Below are 22,127 nucleotides of genomic sequence, written 5' to 3' on the forward strand. Positions count from 1 at the left end.
CGGCCGTGAACTTTGCACGCTCCAGGTGCGCCGTTCAGGCCGCGCGCTCGATCAGTGCATCCAGCACCACGGCGCCTTCTCCGCGAGCTGCCACCAACACCGGATTGACGTCGATCGATGCGATGACGCCGTCCGCCGCCACGATCAGCCGTCCGACCGCCACCACCACCTCGGCGAGCGCATCGATGTCCAGCGGCGGATCGCCCCGCACGCCTTCGAGCAGCGGCGCAATGCGAAGGCCTCGCAGCGCGTCCGTCACGTCCGTGACAGCGAACGGTGGTACCAGCACCGCGATATCCTGCAACGCCTCGACATATTTGCCGCCGTCGCCAACGACCACCACGGGCCCGAACACCGCGTCGATCCGCGCGCCGACCATGAATTCGTGCTGTCCGCGCCGCATGGCAGCGACGATCACGCCCTCCTGCGCGGCGCCGAGTTCGGCCAGCTTGGCCCATTGCAGTTCGAAGAGCGCCTCCGCATCGCCGGCATTGCCGACGTTCAAGGCGACCAGACCGTGTTCCGACTTGTGCGGCACGTCGCCGGAGCACGCCTTGACCACCGCCGGCGCACCGACCGCAAGCAACGCTGCGCCGGCCTCCTTCGCGGTCCGGCAAAGCCGGTGCGCGACCACAGGCACGCCGGCCTCGGCCAGCACGGCCAGGCTGTCGGCCTCGTTCAGAAAGCGCCCGTTGCCTGCCGGCAGCGAGCGCGCGGCGTCCGTCGTCCAGGACACGATCTTCCTGCGCATCAGCGCGGTGTGCGAAACCAGCTGCGCCAGCGTGCCCAGCGCGTCGTTCTCGTTGACGTAGGTCGGTATGCCCTGCGCCTTGAACGGCGCCGCGACCGAATCCTGCCATGCCGCGACGACGACAGGCTTGCCGGTGTCGCGCTCGAATGCGGCCGTGTCGCGCGCGAAAGCCTCGACGTCGTAGCCGGCGCCGGCCACCGGAATGTTGATGAAGAACATGTCTGCGGCCGGGTCCTGGGCCAGCGCTGGGAGCACGTCGCCGAACAGGCCGCTGTTCGACAGCAGCGCAGCCGTGATGTCGATCGGATTTGTCGCCGTCGCGAAGCCCGGCAACCGGCTCGCCACTTCGGCGCGGGTGGCCGGCGCCAATTCGGCGAGCGGCAGCTTGAAATCTTCCGACGCGTCGGCGCCCATCACGCAACTCGCGCCCGAATTGCTGACGATCACCAGCCGCCGGCCCTCCGGCCTCCAGCCCTTGAGATACGCCTCCGCCGCCATCGCCTGTGCATGCGGATCACGTACGCGCCAGATACCGTGGTGGCGGAAGAAGGCGTCGACCGTGCGGTCCTCGTTGGCCAGCGAGCCGGTGTGCGACGCGGCCGCCGTCTGGCCGCTCTCGGAGCGCCCGGCCTTCACCGCGATGATCGGCAGATCGCGCTCCCGGGCGTAGGCAGCGGTGCGCGCCAGCAGTTCGGGATCGGCGATATTTTCCAGGTAGAGCAGCAGCAGTTTCACGTCCGGGTCGTGCGCCACGGCCCAGGCCAGGTCGGAAACGGTGATGTCGGCCTCGTTGCCGGTCGCATGCACGTGGCGAACGCCGAGCCCGCGACCGCGCAGCAGCCCGTAAGCCATCGCACTCATGCCGCCGCTCTGACTGACGATGCCGACCGGGCCGTCCAGCGGCGGCACCTCGACGAACATGGTCGAGAAGCCCGCGATGGCACCGGTTCCGAAGTTCGCCAGCCCCTGCGTGTTCGGTCCGTAAAGCCGCATTCCGGCGGCGCGGGCGGTGTCGACCATCGCGCGCTGCACGGCGCGGCCTTCCTCCCCGGTCTCGCCGAAGCCCGATGCGACGATCACGGCGGATTTCACGCCGCGTGCCGCGCATTGCGCCACCGCATCGACAGCCTTCTCGCCGCCGACGATGACCATCGCCAGATCCGGCACCTCGGGCAAGGCGTCCAGCGATGCGTAGCTGATGAGCCCCTGCACTTCTTCCCGGGAAGGGTTGATCGGGTAGATGCGCCCGCCGAAGCCATGCTTCTGCATGTAGTAGATCGGTCGTCCGCCGATCTTGTGGATGTTTTCGGACGCGCCGATGACGGCGACTGACTGCGGATTCAGGGCGGATTCGAGCAGATCGGACATGGATTTCGTTTCTTTCAATTTGCGTTCAATCGATCTTGATGTCCGCCGCGCGGACCACCTTCGTCCACTTGTCGATCTCGGTGTGGAGCATCTTTCCGAAGGATTCCGGCGTGGTCGGCATGGCTTCGGCACCGGCGTCGTAGAGACGCTGCTTCACCTGCGGATCGGCCAGCGCCTTGCCGATGTCGACGCTCAGGCGCTGGACGATGTCTTTCGGCGTTCCTGCAGGCACGACGAAAGCCGCCCAGGAATACGCCTCGTAGCCCGACAGGCCGGCAATGCCCGACTCGGCCACCGTCGGCACGTCGGGAAGCAGAGCCGAGCGTCTGGCGCTCGCGACCGCGATGGCGCGCACCTTGCCGGCCTTGATCTGCGGCAGCGCGGCCGGTGGTGTCGACCGGACCACCGGCAGGAAACGGCACGGTGAACTTCACCGACCGGTTCGGGTAAGGGCTCTGCGCGAGACCGGGCATGGAAAGCGCGCCCAGCGCCGTGGCGGCAGCGCCGCCCAGCAAGGTGCGGCGGCCGATTGTCTGCAGTTTCATGTCGTCTCCTTCTGGTTGTCGAATACGGCGTGACCGTGATCCAGCACGATGCGATCCCGTGCAGGCACCCGCACGCGGAAGCGCACGTCGGCGCCGTCGCGGATCGACTCCAGCCGCAAGGTTTCGCCTGGAAAAACCGGCGCGGAGAACCGCGCGAACAGGCTGCGCAGGCGCGACGGATCGCTGTCCGCGCATTGCGCCAGCAACGCGTGCGCTGCGATGCCCCAGGTGCAGAGGCCGTGGAGGATCGGCCGTTCGAAACCGGCCGCGCGCGCGGTCGCCGGATCGGAGTGCAACGGATTGCGGTCGCCGCACAGCCGGTAGAGCAAGGCCTGCTGTGGCAGCGTCGGAATGTCGACGATCGCGTCGGGCTCGCCGGTTGGCATCGGGACGGGCGGCGACGGCGGCGCATCGCCGGGCACATCCGCCGTCGCGAAGCCGCCGTTGCCGCGTGCGAAGGTGGTGTGGGTCACGGTGGCGAGCAGTTCGTCGCTGTCGGCGTCGTGCAGCGTCTTGTCGTAGGTGATCGTGGCGCCGCGCCCCGGTCCCTTGTCGACGATGCGCGTGACGCGATGCCGTGCGCGAACCGAGCCCGCAGCAGGAAGCGTCCGGTGCCAGACCACCCGCTCCTCACCATGGACGATCTGCGAGAAGTCGATGCCGGTGGCACGGTCCTGCATCCAGGAGCCGGGGTAGCCGAGCACCACGGCCATCGTCGGCAGCGCGAGCGGTGCTTTCGGCATGTCGTTGATGAATTGCAGCTGCCTCGCATCGGTCGGATCGCTGCCCAGGCCGAGTGCCAACGCATAGCGCAGCGTGTCGTCGGCGTCGTAGCGCTGCACGATCTCGTCAAAGCGCCACGCTTTCAGTCGGTGGAAGTCGATCATTCAGTCCACCTTGGCGCCGGAGATCTTCACCACCCTGCCCCATTTCTCGACCTCGGCGGTCAGGAAGCGACCGAAGTCGGCCGGCGTGTTCCAGCTCGCGGCAAAACCCTGGGCCTCGAACTTGTCCTTTACATCGGGCGAAGCGAGCACCTTCTTCAGTTCGGCACTCAGCCGGGACACGACTTCCGGCGGTGTGCCGGCCGGCGCCAGCAGGCCGTTCCAGGCGATCGCCTCGTAGCCGGACAGGCCGGATTCGGCGACCGTCGGCAAATCCGGCGCCACCGGCGAACGCGTGCCGCTGGTCACGGCCAATGCCTTCAGCTTGCCGGCCTTCACGTGCGGCATGGCGGACAGCATGGTGTCGAACATCAGCTGCGTCTGGCCACCCATCGTGTCGGTGAGGGCCGGCGCGCTGCCCTTGTACGGAATGTGGTTCATCTTCACGCCGGCCATGGACGCGAAAAGCTCGGCCGAGAGGTGCGTCGACTGGCCGTTGCCGGACGAAGCGAAGTTCAGTTCGCCCGGCTTCGATTTCGCCAGCGCGATGAGTTCGGCCACGTCGTTCGCCGGCAGGCCGGGGTTGGCCACGATCACCAGCGGGCCGCTGGTCAGCTGCGAAATCGGCACGAAATCTTTCGACAGCGAATAGCCGAGGTTCTTGAACAGCGACGGATTGATCGCATGCGCCGTGGTCGCGACGACCAGCGTGTAACCGTCCGCCGCGCTGCGCGCCACCATCTCGGCGCCGGGGTTGCCTCCCGCGCCCGGCCGGTTGTCGATGACGACCGGCTGCCCCATCTGCTCGGACAGCTTCTGCGCCACCAGCCGCGCGACGATGTCGGTCGGCCCGCCGGGCGGGTAAGGAACGACCAGCTTGACAGGCTTGGTCGGGTACCCCTGCGCCTGGGCGATCGTCGGCAGGACGAGGCTCAGCGCGACGCCCGCAGCAGCGAGCAGATGGCGGCGTGAGGGCAAGCGGATCGAATGCATGTCGTTGTCTCCATTGGTTTTTTTGTTGACCGATGCCCCGATGCGCGCGGCTATCCGGTGGCCGGCGAAAAGCGGACCAGCGTCCGCCCGTCGTGTTCGAAGAAGCCGGCCGATACGCGGTCGCCGATTCGTGCATCCGCTTCGCCGTGCGCCATCAGGCGCGGGCCTTCATCGAGCTGCGCGATGACCAGCGTGTACGGAACGAGCGCGCGGAACGCATCCGATGGCGCGCGAGAAACCACGGTGACGGCATGCAGCGTGGCTGCGCCGCGCGACGTCTCCCAGAGCAGCGAATCACAGCCGCAATGCGCGCAGGCATGGCGCGCCAGCGTCTGCGCGGTACCGCAGTCCGTGCAGCGCTGGAAGCGGATCTCCCGGTGCGCCAGGCCGTCGAGAAAGGGTGCGGCCAGCGCGCTGAACGAAGTCATGGCAGCGGTCATTGCGAAGGCTCCTGCGAAAGAATCAGGCTGACATGCGAGGACATCACGCCGCCGTCGGCATGCACGAAGGCGTGACGCGGCCTTGCGACCTGGCGGGCGCCGGCCTGGCCCGTCATCTGCCGGAAGACTTCCACCGCATGCGCCATGCCGCCGGCCACGCCGCAGTGCCCGAACGACAGCAGCCCGCCGTGCGTATTCAGCGGCATCGCGCCGCCGGAAGAGAAATCGCCGTTGCGCAGGCGTTGCGCCGCACCGCCGCGAGGTGCGAAGCCGATTTCTTCCAGCAGCATCGCCAGCGTGATGGTGAAGGAATCGTAGATGCCGAGATGGTCGATGTCGGCCACGTCGAGCCCCGCTTCGGCGAAGGCGCGATCGGCTGCGACAGCCGCGCCGCACTGCATGACGTCGGCCATCGCGCTCAGGTGCTGGTGCCTGTGCGCCTGCCCGGCGCCGGTCAGGGCGACGCGGGGCCGGTCGCCGGGTGCGGCGGATACCACCAGTGCCATCGCGCCGTCGGAGATCGGGCAGCAATCCATGAGCTTGAGCGGCGCGGCGATCGGCCTGGATGCGAGCACGTCGGCCAGCGTGATCGGCGCCGTGAGATGCGCGCCGGGATGGCGCGCTGCATTGGCACGCATCAGCACGGCAAATTCGGCGAGGTCGGCCTCGGTGGTACCGGTTTCGTGCAGGTAGCGCGACGCCATGAGACCGTAGTACGCGGGAACCGATGCACCGTTCGGCACTTCGTAATCGGGATCGCCGACCTGCGCCAGCGTCTGGATCGCGCTGTCTCGCGACTGGCCGGTCAGCCGGTTCTCACCGGCGACCACCAGCACATTGCGGCAGCGGCCGCTGCGCACCAGCTCGCGGGCCAGCATCAACATGGCCGCGCCGGTCGCACCGCCGACCTGCAGGCTGTGCGCATAGGACGGGTCCAGCGAGAAGCGCTCGCAGAACAGCGTCGAAAGCATCAGGTGCGGCAGCGTGGTGGCATAGCCGCAGAGAAGGCCGTCGATGTCGGCGCGCTTCAGACCGGCATCGGTCAGCGCCTGCTGGGCGGCCTGCGCCATCAGGTCGAGCGCGCCCTGCCCTTCGTGCCGGCCGAAGGCGGTGCCGCCGACGCCGGCAATCCAGGCCGTCGAGGTCGAGGTGTTCATGTCAGTGTGTTCCGGGGCGTCGTGTGCCCGAAGTCGCACCGCCGGCGCTGACGACATTCACGGCGCCGCTCCACAGCACTTCGCAGGTCGCGGCTTCGCGCCGCAAAGCCTGCGCCAGTTCGGCCTCGCGCGATGTGATGCGGTCGTTGAGCGCTGCGATGCTGATCGCCGCGACCGGCCGGCCGTCCACGCCGAGGATCGGCACCGAAATCCCGCCCATGCGCTCGACCACGACATCGAGCAACACCGCATAACCGCGCTCGCGTGCCTCAAGGCAGTGTTCTTCGAGCAGTTGCGCGGTGATGCGCGGATAGCGCTGCAGCTGAGGCGCGATCACCGTCAGCGCGGCCTGCCGCTCGGCTTCCGGCATCCAGGCCAGCAGCGCCAGGCTGCCGGCGCCGACGCCCAGCGGACGGCGGCTGCCGATGGAGAGGTAGTTCGCGCGGATCGGATAGCGGCCGACCTCCACATCGACGCACAGCGATTCGATGCCGCTCGGAATCGACAGGATCACGCTGTCCTCGAAGTGTCCGGTCAGCCGCAGCAGCGACGGCCGCACCAGCGGACGCGGGTCGAAGCGGGCCAGCGCAGCGGCGCCGAGCACCAGCAGTTCGGGACCGAGGCTGTAGTGCTTGGTCTGCAGGTTGCGCACGACGAAGCCGTCGTTCATGAGCACTTCGAGCAGCCGCAGCACGGTCGTCTTGTCGAGCCCGGTCGCGCTGGCGATGTCGGTCAGGCGCGTGACGCCGGGATCCGACAGCGCGCGCAGCACGCGGCAGGCGCGCTCGACCGACGACGTGGGCTCCACGGCCCGGTGCGCGAGCATGGAAGGCGGGGTGCGCGTTTGTCCAAGCATGGTTGTCTCTTGTTTCGTTCTACGGAACGCGTTGAACGCGTCGTGCATTGAACGCAGCGCGGCTTCGGTGCGTCAAGAGAACCGCGGAAAGTTGCTGCAGGCGAAACTTTTCAAGGGAAAACCCGGCCGGCCGGCGCAGCCGTTCAGGGAACTTGGTGATGCCAGTACCTCGCCCGCGCCTCCCGCTCGCAACGCACGTCCAACGGCGCAACGCTCGACCATTTGGCCGCGCCGCAATGCGGACTGTTGATCACCGTCACGCCTTGCGCCGCATAGGTTTCCAGAACGACGGGCGCCGGATGCCCGAAGCGATTCCGATAGCCGGCCTGCACGATCGCGAGCTTCGGTCGCACTGCGGTCAACAACTCGACCGTCGACGAAGTCTTGCTCCCGTGATGCGGCACCAGCAAAAGATCGGCCTGCAACACACCCGGCGCACCGCGCGCCACCAGCGCCAGCTCCTGCGGCCGCTCGATATCCCCGGCCAGCAGCACGGAAGCGCGACCGTTGCCGACGCGCAGCACGCAAGAGACCGCGTTCGGCTTGGGCAGACCACCGTTGACCGACGCGTCGCCCGCCAACGGATGTAGCACCTCGAAAACCACTCCGTCCCATTCCCAGCGCTGCCCCGCGACGCAACGCCGCACCGGCCGCAACGCCTGCAGCGGATGCGTCGCCTCGATCGAACTCAGCAGCTCCGCCTGCGGCTGCGTCGCCAGCACCGCAGCAGCGCCGCCAGTGTGATCGCTGTCCCGATGGCTCAGCACCAGCAGGTCGATCCGCTCGCCGAGCGCGCGCAGCAGCGGAACTAGGACACGATGGCCGGCATCGCTTTCCAGGCTGTAGCGCGGGCCGGCGTCGTAGAGCAGGCTGTGCGTGGCGGTGCGCACGAGCACCGCATTGCCCTGGCCGATGTCGGCGGCCAGCAGGTCGAACTCGCCCGATGCGGGACGCGGAAGCTGCCAGAGCAGAACCGGCAGCAGCAAAGGCAGCCCAAGCAGCCGCAGCGCCCACGGCAGGCGCATCGCGATCAACACGCCGCCCGCGATTCCGGCCATCGCCAGCCACAGCGGCGGCGCGGCCATCGACACAGCGGCGAACGGCAAGGCGGCGAGCCGCTGCAGCACCCACGCCATCGCCTGCACCGACAGCGCTGCCAGGTCCCAGAACGCAGGCAGCGCGACACCGAGCATCGCCAGTGGCGTGACGACCAGCGTCACCCACGGAATCGCCAGCGCATTGGCAAGCAGGCCGACGACCGAGAACTGCTGGAACAGCAACAGCGTCAGCGGCGTGAGCGCCAGCGTGACGACGCCCTGCTCCCGCACCATCTGCATCGCGTGCTGTCGCCAGCCACCCTTACTGACGTTGTTTGCATCGACGTTCTCTGCCGCATCGGTCGCAAAGAGCGCCGCTACCGCGACGAAACTGAGCCAGAACCCCGCCTGCATCAGCGCCCAGGGATCGATGGCGACCACCACCGCGCAGGCCAGCAGCCAGACGAACGGCCACGGCCAGCGGCGTCCCGACAGCCGCAGCAGCGCGACGGCCGCGAGCATCCAGATGGTTCGCTGCGAAGGCACGCCCCAGCCGCTGAAGAGCGCATACAGCCCGGCAAGGCAGACGCCGCCCGCCAGCGCGGCCTGCTGCGCGGGAATCCACAGCATCAGCCGCGTGCTCCGGCGCCAGGCCGTACCGATGGCCAGCGCGGCAAGCCAGGCAAACATCGTGATGTGCAGACCCGATATCGCGACGAGATGCGCGACACCTGTGGCGCGAAACACATCCCAGTCGGCGCGCTCAATGGCCGCCTGATCTCCAGTGACCAGCGCGGCTACCACGCCGGCAAGGCGGCGGTCGTCGATGCGCGCGAGGATCGCATCGCGCACCGCCTCGCGTGCGCGCTCGACCGGATGCGCCCATGTCATGGCAAGCCGTTCCGGCGTCGCGTCCTGCTTGCCGGTCCGCACATAGCCGCTGGCCGGCATGCCCTGCTCCCACATCCAGAGCTCCTGGTCGAAGCCGTAAGGATTCAGATTTCCGTGCGGCGCCTTCAGCCGGACGGTGAAACGCCAGCGCTCTCCCGCATGCAGCGGCCCCGGCGCAGCGATCTGCGCGCCGCCGATCGCAGTCTCGGTCGCACCTCGACCCCACAACCCTGTCCCGTTGGCATACCACCCGAGCGCGAGCGCCGCAGGGATTCGCGGCATCGACACGGCTCGGTCCGCCGTCGAAGCCCAGCCCGCCGACTCGACATCCAGCTGGAACCGGATCGCGCCGTCGCCGTGCTGCGGCATCTGCGCGACGACGCCGACGACCTGCAGATCGCGGCCTTCCAAAGACGGATCGAGTGCGCCATCGGCGTAGATCGCGGCGCGCCAGCCGGTGAGTCCCAGCCCCGCCATCGCCCCGATCGACAGCGCGAATGCCAGCTGCCGCCATGAACAGGCGCGAATTGCGTTGGTCTTGCGCAACAGAAGCCAACCCGTCAGCGCAATCGCGACCAATACTGCATATACCTTCGCATCCCACAGCGCAGCCTGCTGCAATTGCAGCGCCGTGCCCACGACCGAGCCCGCCATCGCAGCGAAGCCCGCACTGCTCCGGCGGTCGTCCAGGCTGTCGCCCGGGACCGCTTTTCCCTGTGTTTTCATCCGAATCCGCCCCCTGTGCACGCTCGTGATGGCGCGCTAATTGCTTTGTTCGTCGGCTAGTATGCGTGTCGCCCGAGGCACTCCGACGCAACAAGACGCCACCAAAAAATGTCCATTCACGCCGCTCTACACCACGTCACCCATTACAAGTACGACCGGCCGGTGCAATTGGGACCGCAGGTCGTGCGCCTGCGTCCCGCGCCCCATTGCCGCAGCAACGTCATCTCGTATTCGCTGCGCATCGAACCCGAACTGCATTTCGTCAACTGGCAGCAGGACCCGTTCGCCAACTACCAGGCACGCCTGGTGTTTCCGGAGAAGACGCGCGAATTCAAGGTGACGGTGGACCTCGTGGTCGAGATGGCGGTCTACAACCCGTTCGACTTCTTCCTCGAACCGCAAGCCGAGAACTTCCCGTTCAAGTACAGCGCGGAACAAGCCGAAGAACTCGCCCAGTACCTCGTCGCCGACGCGATGACGCCACTGGTCGAGGCCTATCTCGCCAAGATCGATCGCACCGAAAAACGCACCATCGATTTCCTGGTCGGCATCAATCAGCAAGTTCAGTCCGATGTCGATTACCTGATCCGCATGGAACCCGGCGTGCAGACGCCGGAAGAAACGCTGACCAACGGCAGCGGTTCGTGCCGCGATTCGGGCTGGCTGCTCGTTCAGCTGCTGCGCCACATGGGCCTTGCCGCGCGCTTCGTGTCGGGCTACCTCATCCAGCTCACGCCGGACGTGAAGGCGCTCGACGGCCCGAGCGGCACGACGGTCGACTTCACCGACCTGCATGCCTGGTGCGAGGTCTATCTGCCCGGTGCCGGCTGGATCGGCCTGGACGCCACATCGGGCCTGATGGCCGGCGAAGGCCACATCCCGCTCGCCTGCACGCCGACGCCGTCGAGCGCCGCGCCGATCGAAGGAGTGGTCGACGATGCCGAAGTCGAATTCGGCCATGAGATGGTCGTCACGCGCATCCACGAATCGCCGCGCGTGACCAAGCCGTACACAGACACGCAGTGGGCCGAGATCCTCGCGCTCGGCGATGCGGTCGACAAGCGCCTGGTTGCCGGCGACGTCCGCCTGACGATGGGCGGCGAGCCGACCTACGTCTGCACCACCGACCGCGACGCGCCCGAATGGAACACTGAAGCGCTCGGCCCGACCAAGCGCGGCTACGCGACCGAACTCGTGCAGAAGCTGCGCGCCGAATACGGCGACGGCGGCTTCCTGCACTTCGGCCAGGGCAAGTGGTATCCGGGCGAGCAACTGCCGCGCTGGGCGCTGTCGATCTTCTGGCGCACCGACGGCCAGCCGCTCTGGCACAACCCCGAAATCTTCGCCGACGAGCGCGTTCCCACGCACTACACCAGCGAAGACGCACGCCGCTTCACCACCGTGCTGGCGCACCGCCTCGGCATCACAGAGCGTTACATTCTGCCGGGCTACGAAGACACCTTCTACTACCTCTGGCGCGAACGCCGCCTGCCGGTGAACGTCGATCCGTTCGAGTCGAAGCTCGACGACGAACTCGAACGCGTGCGCCTGCGCCGCGTCTTCACGCAGAAGCTGGACGCGGTCATCGGCTACATGCTACCGATCGAACCGGGCAACGCGAATGCCGACGCGCCTGCGGTCGAAGGTCCGGGCTGGAAGACCGGCCCGTGGTTCATGCGCGACGACCGGCTGTATCTCATCCCCGGCGACTCGCCGATGGGCTACCGCCTGCCGCTCGACTCGCAGCCGTGGGCCAGCAAGGGCGACTACCCGTACCAGATCGACCGCGACCCGACCGCGCCGCGCGGCGACCTGCCGAGCGCGAACGATTTCCGCGCCCGCTACCCGACCGCATCGACCGGCACGCCGACCGGTGCCGATCTGGGCGCCGTGCCCTACGCTTTCGGCTCGCCGCCGACCGTGCCGACCGCCGTTCGCATGCAGGAAGCGCGCGCCGCTTCGGCCGCAACGGGTGCATCGGCCACGTCGGCAACGTCGGCAACGTCGGCAACGTCGACTTTCCCCGCTTCGACGGGTGACATCGGCGCTTCGGCGCCCGGCACTGCCGTCGGCAGCAACGATCCGACCACCGCGCGCCAGCCGCGTCGCGGCGAGTCGGCGCCGTGGGTCACCCGCACGGCGCTGTGCGTCGAAGTGCGCGATCCGCGTCGTGCCAACGGACCGGCTGCAGAGAAGGTCGGCAGCGCTTCCGGCGTGCTCTACGTCTTCATGCCGCCGCTCGCGCGCCTGGAGGACTACCTCGACCTCGTTTCCGCGATCGAAGCGACCTCCGAGCAGCTTGGCCTGAAGGTCGTGATGGAAGGCTATCCGCCGCCGCGCGATCCGCGTCTGAAGATGCTCGCCGTCACACCCGATCCGGGCGTGATCGAAGTCAACATCCATCCGGCGAACAACTGGAAGGAACTGGTCGACCACACCGAATTCCTCTACGAAGCCGCGTTCGAGACTCGCCTGTCGGCAGAGAAGTTCATGACCGACGGACGCCACACCGGCACCGGCGGCGGCAATCACTTCGTGATGGGCGGCGCCACGCCCAACGACAGCCCGTTCCTGCGTCGGCCCGAACTGCTGGCCAGCCTGCTGCTCTACTGGCACAACCATCCGTCGCTGAGCTACCTGTTCTCGGGCATGTTCATCGGCCCGACGAGCCAGGCGCCGCGCGTCGACGAGGCCCGCAACGACCAGGTCTATGAGCTGGAAATCGCGCTGAAGGAAATCGCCAAGAACCGCGAAATCTATGGCGCGAACATGCCGGCCTGGCTGGTCGACCGCACGCTGCGCAACATCCTGGTCGACGTGACCGGCAACACGCACCGCAGCGAGTTCTGCATCGACAAGCTGTATTCGCCCGATTCTTCGACCGGCCGCCTCGGCCTGCTCGAACTGCGCGCCTTCGAAATGCCGCCGCATGCCCGCATGAGCATCGCGCAGCAACTGCTGCTGCGCGCCTTCATCGCGCGTTTCTGGGACGAGCCGTACAAGGCCCCGGCGACGCGCTGGGGCACCGAGCTGCACGACCGCTTCCTGCTGCCGACGTTCGTCAAGATGGACTTCGACGACGTGATCGCCGAGATGCGTCTGGCCGGTTTCCCGTTCGATCCGGACTGGTTCGCGCCGCACCTCGAATTCCGCTTCCCGCTGGTCGGCCAGGTGCAGGCGATGGGCGTCGAGCTGTCGCTGCGCAACGCGCTCGAACCGTGGCACGTCATGGGCGAAGAAGGTTCGTCGGGCGGCACCGTGCGCTACGTCGACTCTTCGCTGGAACGCATCGAAGTGCGCGTGACCGGCCTGAACGAGAGCCGCCACGTGGTGACCGTCAATGGCAAGGTCCTGCCGCTGCAACCGACCGGCACCACCGGCGAGTTCGTCGCCGGCGTGCGCTACAAGGCCTGGAATCCGCCGTCTGCGCTGCACCCGAGCATCGGTGCCCATGCACCGCTGACCTTCGACCTGGTCGACACCTGGATGAAGCGTTCGCTCGGCGGTTGCCAGTATTTCGTGGCGCATCCGGGCGGTCGCAACTACGACACGTTCCCGGTCAACGCCTACGAGGCGGAGAGCCGTCGCCATTCACGCTTCTCGCGCATGGGCCACACGCCGGGACTGATGAACACGCCGCCTGCCACGATCGAACTGGCGGGAAGCCGCGAGTTCCCGTTCACGCTCGACCTGCGCCGCGGATGACGATGCGGCGATGGTCGATCCGCTGAACGAATCGCTTTTCGACGCCCAGGCGACGGAGTCTTCCGCTGCCCTGGCGTCGTCGCTCGCGCCGCCATCGACGCCCGGTCACTACGACGAATTGCGTGGAGCGGCAGTCGCCGCCACACCGCCAAAACCGGCAGCTGCGTCGTCGGCGTCCGGTGCGGTTCTCTACGACGCGTCGCAGCAGCCACCGCCCTCGGCCGCCCCCCTGCCGTCCGGACCGACGGTTCCTCGTCCGGAACTCGCGCCGCCGTGGCGACGTTTTTTCGACCACCTCGGCACCGGCGGCTTCAATGACCTGCCGCGCCGCGCGATCAGCCTCGAACGTCAGATCCGCGACAACGGCGTCACCTACAACGTCTACGCCGATGCCGACGGACCGCAGCGGCCCTGGTCGCTTGACCTGTTCCCGCTCATCATCTCGCCCGAGAGCTGGACGCAGATCGAAGCCGGCGTGATCCAGCGCGTGCGCGTGCTCGACCGGGTGATGGCCGACGTCTACGGTCCGCAGCTGCTGCTGGCGGAAGGGCTGTTGCCGCCGGCGCTGGTGCGCGGCCATCCCGGCTACCTTCGTCCGATGCACGGCGTGAAACCGCCGGGCGATACCTGGCTGCATATCGCCGCATTCGATCTGGCGCGAGGACCCGACGGCAACTGGTGGGTGGTCTCGCAGCGAACGCAGGCGCCTTCCGGCCTCGGCTACCTGCTGGAGAATCGGCTCGCCATCTCGCGCCAGTTCCCGGAGGCGTTCGAGGAGCTGCAGGTGCAGCGCCTCGCCGCCACCTACGGCGCGATGATGGAGGGCCTGCAGCGCATGTGTCCGGCCGGGCAACCACCGCACATCGCGCTGCTGACGCCCGGCCCGTACAACGAAACCTACTTCGAGCACGCCTACCTTGCCCGCTACCTGGGCGTGACGCTGGTCGAGGGCAGCGATCTCACGGTGCGCGACCAGCGCGTCTACCTCAAGACGCTGCAGGGATTGCGGCCGGTGCACGGCCTCATCAAGCGGCTCGACGATCAGTTCCTCGATCCGCTTGAACTGCGGCCCGACTCGACGCTCGGCGTACCCGGGCTGCTGCAGGCGATCCGCGCAGGCAATCTGCTGGTCGCGAACATGCCGGGTTCGGCTTTCCTGGAGTCGCCGGCGTTGCTCGGCTTCCTGCCTGCGCTGGCCAGACGGCTGATCGGCGAAAAGCTCCGCCTGCCCGCACTGCCGACCTGGTGGTGCGGCGAACGCGCGGCGCTCGAGTCCGCGTTGCCGCAACTGCGCGACTGCGCCATCAAGTCGACCTATCCCGGCAGCGAACAGGGCGCGTTCGAAGCGGTGCTCGGCAGCCGGATGAACCGGCGTGAACTCGACGAATGGGCCGGACGCATCCTGCGGCGCGGCGAGGAGCACACCGTGCAGAGCTATCTGCCGCTGTCCCAGATGCCGACCTGGTCGCAGGCGCGCGGTCTCGGCCAGATAGAACCGCGGGCCATGATGCTGCGCGTTTTCGCGGTGAGCGACGGTGCGCAGTCGTGGCGCGTGCTGCCTGGCGGACTTGCCCGGCTCGCCGGCTCCGACGCGCAGATCGCATCGATGCAGCGCGGCGGCAGCAGTGCCGACGTCTGGGTGCAGACACACGGCCACATCGACCGCACCACCCTGCTCCAGCCCCATGCCACGCCAGCCTCGCTGGCCCGGCATCGCGCCCCGGTCACGAGTCGCGCGGCGGAGAACATGTTCTGGCTCGGACGCTACACCGAACGCGCAGAGAACGCCGTACGCCTCGCACGCCTGTCGCTCGACCTGCTCGGCGGCGAAGACCAGTCGTCGCAGCCGCTGCTCGACTGGCTGCACAGGCTGGCGCTGCGCAACGGACTGGTATCTGCCAAGGTTCCGGCGGCACCGAAATCGCGTCGCGTGTTCGAGCGCAGCCTGATCGCGGACCTTGCCAACGTCGATGCAGGCAGCGTCGTCTACAACCTGCGCTGCGTGCGCCAGGCCGCGGCCGCCGTGCGCGAACGGCTGTCGCAGGACAACTGGAACCAGATCGTCCGCGCCGAGGCCGACTTCATACGCCGCAGCGTCGAGCAGGCCGGCGAATCCGGCGAGAGCAGCTTCGCGATCGGCGCGGCCCAGCGCTCGCTCGAAGCTGCCAGCACCGCCCTCGCCGCGTTGACCGGCGCCCAGACCGACCGCATGACGCGCGACGATGCCTGGCGGCTGCTGTCGATCGGCCGCCACATCGAGCGGTTGGCCTTTCTTTCGGGCGCGCTCGCTGCCGGCTTCAAGGACGGCGCGGTGCATGAGGTCGCCGGCTTCGAGGCGATGGTCGCGCTGTTCGACAGCACCATCACTTTCCACGCCCGATATCAGCAGCGCCGCGACGTGGCGACACTGGTCGACCTGCTGGTGCTCGACGGCGACAACCCGCGCTCGCTCGCCTGGGTCACGCAGACATTGCGCGGACGCATCGCCAAACTGGCGGGCAGTGCGCCCGGAAAGCTCACCGCGCTGTCCTACGAGTTGCCCGATCCGGCATCGTGGACGCTCGAATCGCTGTGCGAACCCGGCACCGACAACAGCTACCCGACGCTGGTGAAGCTGTTTGCCACGCTTGCCGCTGCGGCCTACCATGTGTCGGACGCCCTCGGCACGCGCTATTTCACCCTCACATCAGAATCGCTTCGCTCCGTCGGCGCCTGAATTGCTCATGCTCCTGCACGTCACCCACGAAACACGCTACGACTATTCGCCGCCGGTCGAGACCGCGCAGCACCTGGCCCACCTGAAGCCACGTGTCACGGCTTCGCAACGCCTGGTGAGCCACACGCTGTCGATCGTGCCGCCTCCGGCCCAGCGCAACGAGATTCCCGATCTCTATGGCAACACGCGCGCCTTCTTCGCGCTCGATACGACGCACGAGGACCTGATCGTGACCGCCGAAAGCGTGGTCGAGACCTTCGAGCCGGTCCTGGCAACCAGCGTCGCACGCCTCCTGCCCTGGGAAACGGTGCGCGAGCGCTTCCGGTATGCAAAGGGCTCGCGTTTCGACGCGGCTTCGGATTTCGTCTTTCCCTCGCCCTATGTGCCGCGCCACGACGACTTCGCGACCTATGCAAGGCCGAGCTTCTCCGCCGGCGTCGCGACCTTCGACGCCGCACTGGACCTCACGCGCCGCATCTACCGCGACTTCGCCTACGACGCACAGAGCACGGAGATCAACACGCCGGCCGTTGAGGCACTGGCCCAGCGCAAGGGTGTGTGCCAGGACTTCGCGCACATCATGATCGGCTGCTTCCGCTCGCTGGGTCTGCCGGCGCGCTATGTCAGCGGCTATCTGCTGACACAGCCGCCGCCCGGAAAGCCTCGCCTGATCGGCGCCGACGCGTCGCATGCCTGGGTGTCCGTTTATCTGCCGGGCGAAGACGGCCCGGGCGACTGGTCGGATTTCGACCCTACCAATGGCCGCCAGCCGGGCGAGGACTACGTGACGCTGGCCATCGGCCGCGACTACTCCGATGTTTCGCCGATACGCGGCGTACTGCACGGCGGCGCGCGGCATACGCTGGATGTCGGCGTGACGGTAAGGCCGCTGTCCGAACTGCGTGCGGGGCAGGCGCAGGGACAGTCGCAAGGTCAGTCCCAGGCTCAGTCGCAGGCCATGCCGCAACTTCAGTCACAGTCGGGACCGATGTACCAGTTCCAGGGATCGCGCTACTAGATTTCGGTTCTCGGACGATTCCGAGACAACTGCACATCGGTGGCCTTCTACGCTCGCCGGCTCTCATCTTTCACTTCAAAGGCATCTCAATGAACGTCTACGACAAGCTCGCCGAACTCGGCATCCAGCTCCCACCTGTCGCCGCACCCGCCGCGGCCTATGTGCCATTCGTGCAGACCGGCAAGCTGGTCTTTCTGTCCGGCCACGTCGCCAAGAAGGACGGCAAGCCCTGGGTCGGCAAGCTGGGCGAGAACGTCGAGACGGCCGAAGGCAAGCTCGCTGCGCGCGCGGTCGCCATCGACCTCATGGGCACGCTGCATGCAGCCGTCGGCGACCTGAACAAGATCGTCCGCATCGTCAAGCTGATGAGCCTGGTCAACTCGACCGGCACCTTCACCGAGCAGCACCTCGTCACCAACGGTGCCAGCGAGCTGTTCGCCGAAGTCTTCGGCCCGGAAGTCGGCGCGCATGCACGCAGTGCATTCGGCGTGGCGCAGATTCCGATGGGCTGCTGCGTGGAAATCGAGCTGATTGCCGAACTGGCCTGAGTCGGAGCCTGCCCTGATGGGCTAGTCGGCCAGTCCGACGATCGTGCGCAGCAACGCCTGCGCGCGCGGCACCAGGGTTTCCAGGCAGCAATATTCGTTGTCGGTGTGCGCCTTGCCGCCCACCGGCCCGACGCCGCAGAGCGTCGGAATGCCCAGAGATGCAGTGAACCCGGCGTCCGAACAACCGCCGGTGAATTCGCCTTCCACGGCGAACCCGACCTGCGCGGCGCTCGCCTGGTAACGCACCAGCAATTCCTCGCTCCACTTCGGTTCGAGCGGCAAGAATTCCGAAGTCTGCGTGACCGTTGCAGTGGTGCCCGGCACACCCGGCTCGGCCACGATCTCCACGATGCGCGCGAACAGTGTCTCGCGCTGCTCCAGCGTGCAGAAGCGCACGTCGAGTCTGGCCTCGGCCGACGGCGCCACGGTGTTGCTCGACATTCCGCCGCTGATCAGCCCGACGTTCGCAGTGATGCCGGCCGCGTAGTCGGTCAGCGCATGCAGCGCCATGATCTTGCGCGCCAGTGTCTCGATGGCACTGGCGCCGTCGGCATGATTCATGCCGGCATGCGCCGCGCGGCCGCCGACTTCGATGAGGAAGTTGGCGCCACCCTTGCGCGACGTCACCAGATTGCCGGTGACGCGTCCCGGCTCCGCATTGAACGCAGCGCGTGCACCGCGTGCATGCGCCTCGATGGCGACGCGGCCGCGATGCGAACCGATCTCCTCGTCGGCGGTGAAAAGCCCGAGCACCGGGAACGGCAGCGGCGCCATGCGTCGCAAGGCCATCAGCACGAAGCACTGAAGTACCAGTCCCGACTTCATGTCCGCGACGCCGGGGCCGTAGCCGCGATCGCCCTCGACACGCCACGGGCGCTGCGGCACGGTGCCGGTCGGGAACACCGTGTCGCGATGCCCCATCAGCACGACCGGTGCTTCGGACGCCGACAAGCCGGGCAGCTGCGCCAGCAGTACGTCGCCGTCGGCAGGATCTGCGAGGTGCCGGGCCTCGATGTCGTCGGCCAGCAGCCAGCCACGCATCGCGTCGGCCACGCGGTCGGTGCCGGCCTTGTCGTAGCTGTTCGAGTCGATATCGACCAGATCGGCCAGTGCGGTCTGCATCGCGCCGCGCTGCTCGCCGAGCCATGCGGACGCTGATTCCAGATTTCGCGCGCTCACACGCGCTCCCTGAACACCGCCGGACCTTCTTCGGCCAGATCCCAGAACAGCCCAGCCATGATGTGCAGCGACTCGCGCGTCACGTCGGCCAGGATGTGCTCGTTGGGCGCATGCTGCGAGCAGGCCGGGTACGAATGCGGCACCCACAGCGTCGGCAGGCCGAGCGTTTCGGAGAACACCTCGTTCGGCAGCGAACCGCCCAGGTTCGGCAGCAACGCGGGCCGCTTGCCGGTGCTGCGCGCCATAGAGGCCAGGCCCCAGCGCACCCACGCGTCGTCCGGGTCGAGCCTCGTCGCGGCCATTCGAACGTCGGTCGGACGCAGTTCGACATCGTCGAAACCGTGTTCGTCCAGGTGCTTGCGGATGTGGTCGAGAAAATGCGTGTGGTCGCTGCCGACGACATAGCGCATGTGGCAATGCGCGCGCGCATCCGACGGAATCGCATGAACCGGCATCGCCGGGTTGCCGGTGGTGAAGGCCAGCACTTCGAGGCTGTTCCAGCCGATCACGCGCTCCGCCGACGACAGGCCGGGCTCGCCCCAGTCCGGATCGATTTCCGGGTCGCCCTTGTCGCCGCCGACTTCGATGTCCTTCAGCGCGATGCGGACGCTCTCCGGCAATTCCTTCGGCAGCAGACCGGGCACGAGGATGCGGCCCTTCGCATCGACAAGACTGGCGATGGCATGCGCCAGCCGGATCCCCGGATTGCGCAGCAGCCCGCCCCAGTTGCCCGAGTGGTGACCGCCATCGCGCAGCTTCAGGTGCAGATCGAAGTTGAAGACGCCGCGCGAGCCGAGGAACATCGTGGCGCGCGAAGCCGAGACGCGCGGGCCGTCGGAGGCGATGAACAGGTCGGCGGCCAGAAGTTCGCTATGTAGCGCGCAGACATCGTTCAGGCCCGGCGAGCCGTCCTCTTCGCCCATCTCGAGGATGATCTTCACGTTGTAGCCGAGCTTGCCGTCGCGCACGTTCAGCACCTGTTCGAGCGCACTGAGGTTGATGGTGTGCTGGCCCTTGTTGTCCGCGGTGCCGCGGCCGTACCAGCGGTTGCCTTCGACCACGATCTCCCACGGATTGAGCCCCGCGCGCCACTGCGCGTCGTAGCCTCGCACGACGTCGCCGTGACCATAGGTCAGCAGTGTGAAGGCGGCATCGGCCTCGATGCGCTCGGCGAACAGGAACGGGCTCTTGCCTGCGACTGGGTTCTCGACCACGCGGCAGGTGAAGCCGAGCGCTTCGAGCTGCGGCGTCATTTCTTCGTCGAGGTACGCATGAAGGATCGGGCCGCTGGCGGCGTCCTGGCTCTCGGTGCGGAAGGCGACGCGGCGGGCCAGCGTCTGCTGGAAGCGTCCGTCGTCGAAGCTGGCCAGCGTCTGGGCGATGGCTTGGTTGCGGCTCATGGAAATACCTTGAATGAAGGGGCTGAAGTTTGAAAACGGTGTGAGGACGCTCAGGCGACGGCTAACGGCATTTCGCGCTCGATGTCGGGAATGCCGAGCCCCGGTTCCGGCGTGAGCGCCGAGGCCAGCAGCATGCGGGTGTACGGGTGCTCCGGCCGCGCGAAAATCTGCTCTCGGCTGCCGAGTTCGACGATCTGTCCCTGGTGCATCACGGCCACGCGGTCGACCAGATGCTCGACCACGCCGAGGTCGTGGCTGATGAACAGATAGGTCAGTCCGAATTCGGCTTTCAGGTCGAGCAGCAGGTTCAGGATCTGCGCCTGCACCGAAACGTCGAGCGCCGATGTCGGCTCGTCGCAGATCAGGATGTCGGGTCGAAGTACCAGTGCGCGCGCGATGGCCACGCGCTGCCGCTGCCCGCCCGAGAGCTGGTTCGGATACTGGCTGTGCGTGCGCTCCGGCATGCCGACGAGGTCGAGCATTTCCTTCACGCGTTTTCTCTGTTCGGCATGCGTGCCGACGTCGTGAAGCCGCAGCGGCACGCCGACGATGTCGGCCACCGAGCGGCGCGGATTCAGCGACGAATACGGGTCCTGGAAGATCGGCTGCACCGACCGCGCAAGCGCCTTGCGCCGGCTCGGATCGATCTCCTTGCCGTTGACCAGCACGTTGCCCGAACTCGGCGCCAGAAGACCCAGGAGCATCTTGGCCAGCGTGCTCTTGCCGCAGCCCGATTCGCCGACCAGGCCCAGCGTCTCGCCCTTGCGGATGCGAAGCGAAACGTTGTTCACCGCCTTGATTTCGCCCGGCGCGCGGAACAGGCCGCGCTTGAGTTTGTAGACGCGGGTCAGCGCGCAAAGCTCCAGTGCGATCTCGTCGACCGATGGTGTGAAAACCGGATCGTTGACTGCCTTCATGCGGCCTCCTCGACTTTTTCACGGGCGAGCACGCAGCGCGCTGCATGTGTGTCGTTCAGCGCCACGTACGGCGGCGTCTGCGCGCAGACGGGCTGCGCATGCGCGCAGCGGTTCGCGAAGGCGCAGCCCTGCACATCGCCGACGAGGCTCGGCACGACGCCCGGAATCGCCTGAAGATGACTGCCCGGCAGCGTCTTGCCGCGCACCGGAATGCAGTTGAGCAGGCCGCGCGTGTACGGATGCGTCGGATGCGCGAACAGCTCGCCGACCGGCGCGGTCTCGATCACCTCGCCCGCATACATCACGGCCACGCGGTCGGCGATGCGCGCCACCACGCCGAGGTCGTGCGTAATGAAAACGACGGCGGTGCCAAACTCTTTTTGCAGCTCGCGGATCAGCCGCAGGATCTGCGCCTGAATGGTCACGTCGAGGGCGGTCGTCGGCTCGTCCGCGATGATCAGATCGGGACCGCACATCAGTGCCATCGCGATCATCACGCGCTGGCGCAGGCCGCCCGACAGCTGATGCGGGTACTGGCGCATGCGGTCGGCTGCCTGCGGAACGCCGGCGCGTTCGAGCAGGTGCACCGCGCGGTCGCGGGCCTCGGCGGCCGTCACCTTGCGATGCGCGCGCAACGCCTCGCAGAGCTGGTCGCCGAGCGTGTACGACGGGTTCAGCGACGTCATCGGCTCCTGGAAGATCATCGCCATGCGCGCGCCACGCAGCGCGGTCATGCCCTTCTCCGGCAGCGTCTGCAGATCGACGCCGTCGAAGCGGATGTGGTCGGCGGTGCGTACGGCCTTGCGCGGCAGCAGGCCCATCAGCGCCAGCGAGGTCATCGACTTGCCGCAGCCGGATTCGCCGACCAGACACAGCATCTCGCCTCGGTTCACATGGAAGTCGATGCCGCGCACGGCATGCAGCATGCCGCGTTCGGTGGGAAGGTCGACGCGCAGGTTCTTCACGTCCAGCAAAGGCGTTGTCATTGCGGTCATT

The 22,127-nt window shown here is 67.5% G+C and carries 16 protein-coding genes; 4 read left to right on the top strand and 12 right to left on the bottom strand.

All coding sequences use genetic code 11. From position 1 onward, the window contains the following. Positions 1–34: 34 nt before the first annotated feature. The 8 genes from ACSFA3_RS05135 to ACSFA3_RS05170 all read right to left on the bottom strand — a co-directional run bounded on the left by ACSFA3_RS05135 (position 35) and on the right by ACSFA3_RS05170 (position 9,576). Positions 35–2,119 (bottom strand): acetate--CoA ligase family protein, encoded by a 2,085-nt coding sequence (locus tag ACSFA3_RS05135; RefSeq protein WP_435504305.1) that lies wholly within the window; start codon positions 2,117–2,119, stop codon positions 35–37. A gap of 25 nt (positions 2,120–2,144) precedes the next feature. Then, a complete protein-coding gene (locus ACSFA3_RS05140; RefSeq protein ID WP_435504306.1) occupies positions 2,145–2,525 on the bottom strand; it encodes a tripartite tricarboxylate transporter substrate-binding protein in 381 nt (126 codons plus the stop codon). 135 nt (positions 2,526–2,660) lie between these two features. Then, positions 2,661–3,551 carry a MaoC family dehydratase gene (locus ACSFA3_RS05145; RefSeq protein ID WP_435504307.1) on the bottom strand — a complete coding sequence of 297 codons (891 nt, stop codon included), beginning with the start codon at positions 3,549–3,551 and terminating at the stop codon, positions 2,661–2,663. Then, the gene (locus tag ACSFA3_RS05150) at positions 3,552–4,541 is read right to left on the bottom strand and encodes a tripartite tricarboxylate transporter substrate binding protein (protein ID WP_435504308.1); all 990 of its coding nucleotides are present in this window, start codon (positions 4,539–4,541) and stop codon (positions 3,552–3,554) included. A gap of 50 nt (positions 4,542–4,591) precedes the next feature. Beyond that, entirely contained in the window at positions 4,592–4,981 is a 390-nt protein-coding gene (locus tag ACSFA3_RS05155; RefSeq protein WP_435504309.1) for a Zn-ribbon domain-containing OB-fold protein, read from the bottom strand. Further along, positions 4,978–6,138: a thiolase family protein gene (locus ACSFA3_RS05160; RefSeq protein WP_435504310.1), complete on the bottom strand. Its 1,161-nt coding sequence runs from the start codon at positions 6,136–6,138 to the stop codon at positions 4,978–4,980. The genes ACSFA3_RS05155 and ACSFA3_RS05160 overlap by 4 nt, the downstream gene beginning before the upstream one ends. Position 6,139: 1 nt before the next feature. Next, on the bottom strand, positions 6,140–6,994 hold the full coding sequence (locus ACSFA3_RS05165) for an IclR family transcriptional regulator (protein WP_435504311.1): 855 nt from the start codon (positions 6,992–6,994) through the stop codon (positions 6,140–6,142). A 143-nt stretch (positions 6,995–7,137) separates the two neighbouring features. Continuing rightward, positions 7,138–9,576, bottom strand: coding sequence for a DNA internalization-related competence protein ComEC/Rec2 (locus ACSFA3_RS05170; RefSeq protein WP_435504963.1), 2,439 nt, complete (start codon positions 9,574–9,576; stop codon positions 7,138–7,140). Positions 9,577–9,756: 180 nt separating this feature from the next. Between ACSFA3_RS05170 and ACSFA3_RS05175 the strand changes: the two genes are divergently transcribed. The 4 genes from ACSFA3_RS05175 to ACSFA3_RS05190 all read left to right on the top strand — a co-directional run bounded on the left by ACSFA3_RS05175 (position 9,757) and on the right by ACSFA3_RS05190 (position 17,635). Continuing rightward, positions 9,757–13,353: a transglutaminase family protein gene (locus ACSFA3_RS05175; protein ID WP_435504312.1), complete on the top strand. Its 3,597-nt coding sequence runs from the start codon at positions 9,757–9,759 to the stop codon at positions 13,351–13,353. A gap of 10 nt (positions 13,354–13,363) precedes the next feature. Further along, on the top strand, positions 13,364–16,069 hold the full coding sequence (locus ACSFA3_RS05180) for a circularly permuted type 2 ATP-grasp protein (protein WP_435504313.1): 2,706 nt from the start codon (positions 13,364–13,366) through the stop codon (positions 16,067–16,069). Positions 16,070–16,076: 7 nt separating this feature from the next. Beyond that, positions 16,077–17,087, top strand: coding sequence for a transglutaminase family protein (locus tag ACSFA3_RS05185; RefSeq protein WP_435504314.1), 1,011 nt, complete (start codon positions 16,077–16,079; stop codon positions 17,085–17,087). An 89-nt stretch (positions 17,088–17,176) separates the two neighbouring features. Continuing rightward, positions 17,177–17,635: a RidA family protein gene (locus tag ACSFA3_RS05190; RefSeq protein WP_435504315.1), complete on the top strand. Its 459-nt coding sequence runs from the start codon at positions 17,177–17,179 to the stop codon at positions 17,633–17,635. Positions 17,636–17,656: 21 nt separating this feature from the next. Here the strand turns inward: ACSFA3_RS05190 and ACSFA3_RS05195 are convergent, their stop codons facing one another. Genes ACSFA3_RS05195 through ACSFA3_RS05210 form a run of 4 tightly spaced genes read right to left on the bottom strand, consistent with a single transcriptional unit; the run spans position 17,657 to position 22,126 of the window. After that, on the bottom strand, positions 17,657–18,814 hold the full coding sequence (locus tag ACSFA3_RS05195) for a M20 family metallopeptidase (protein ID WP_435504316.1): 1,158 nt from the start codon (positions 18,812–18,814) through the stop codon (positions 17,657–17,659). Next, a complete protein-coding gene (locus ACSFA3_RS05200) occupies positions 18,811–20,214 on the bottom strand; it encodes a M20 family metallopeptidase (protein ID WP_435504317.1) in 1,404 nt (467 codons plus the stop codon). Before ACSFA3_RS05200 ends, ACSFA3_RS05195 begins: the two co-directional genes overlap by 4 nt. A 50-nt stretch (positions 20,215–20,264) precedes the next feature. Continuing rightward, positions 20,265–21,131 (bottom strand): ATP-binding cassette domain-containing protein, encoded by an 867-nt coding sequence (locus tag ACSFA3_RS05205; protein WP_435504318.1) that lies wholly within the window; start codon positions 21,129–21,131, stop codon positions 20,265–20,267. Next, complete coding sequence (locus ACSFA3_RS05210) at positions 21,128–22,126, bottom strand: ABC transporter ATP-binding protein (RefSeq protein WP_435504319.1); 999 nt, start codon at positions 22,124–22,126, stop codon at positions 21,128–21,130. The genes ACSFA3_RS05205 and ACSFA3_RS05210 overlap by 4 nt, the downstream gene beginning before the upstream one ends. Between the last annotated feature and the right edge of the window lies 1 nt (position 22,127).

Source organism: Variovorax glucosi, from assembly GCF_051216695.1.
In the GTDB taxonomy this organism is placed as follows: Bacteria; Pseudomonadota; Gammaproteobacteria; order Burkholderiales; family Burkholderiaceae_C; genus Variovorax.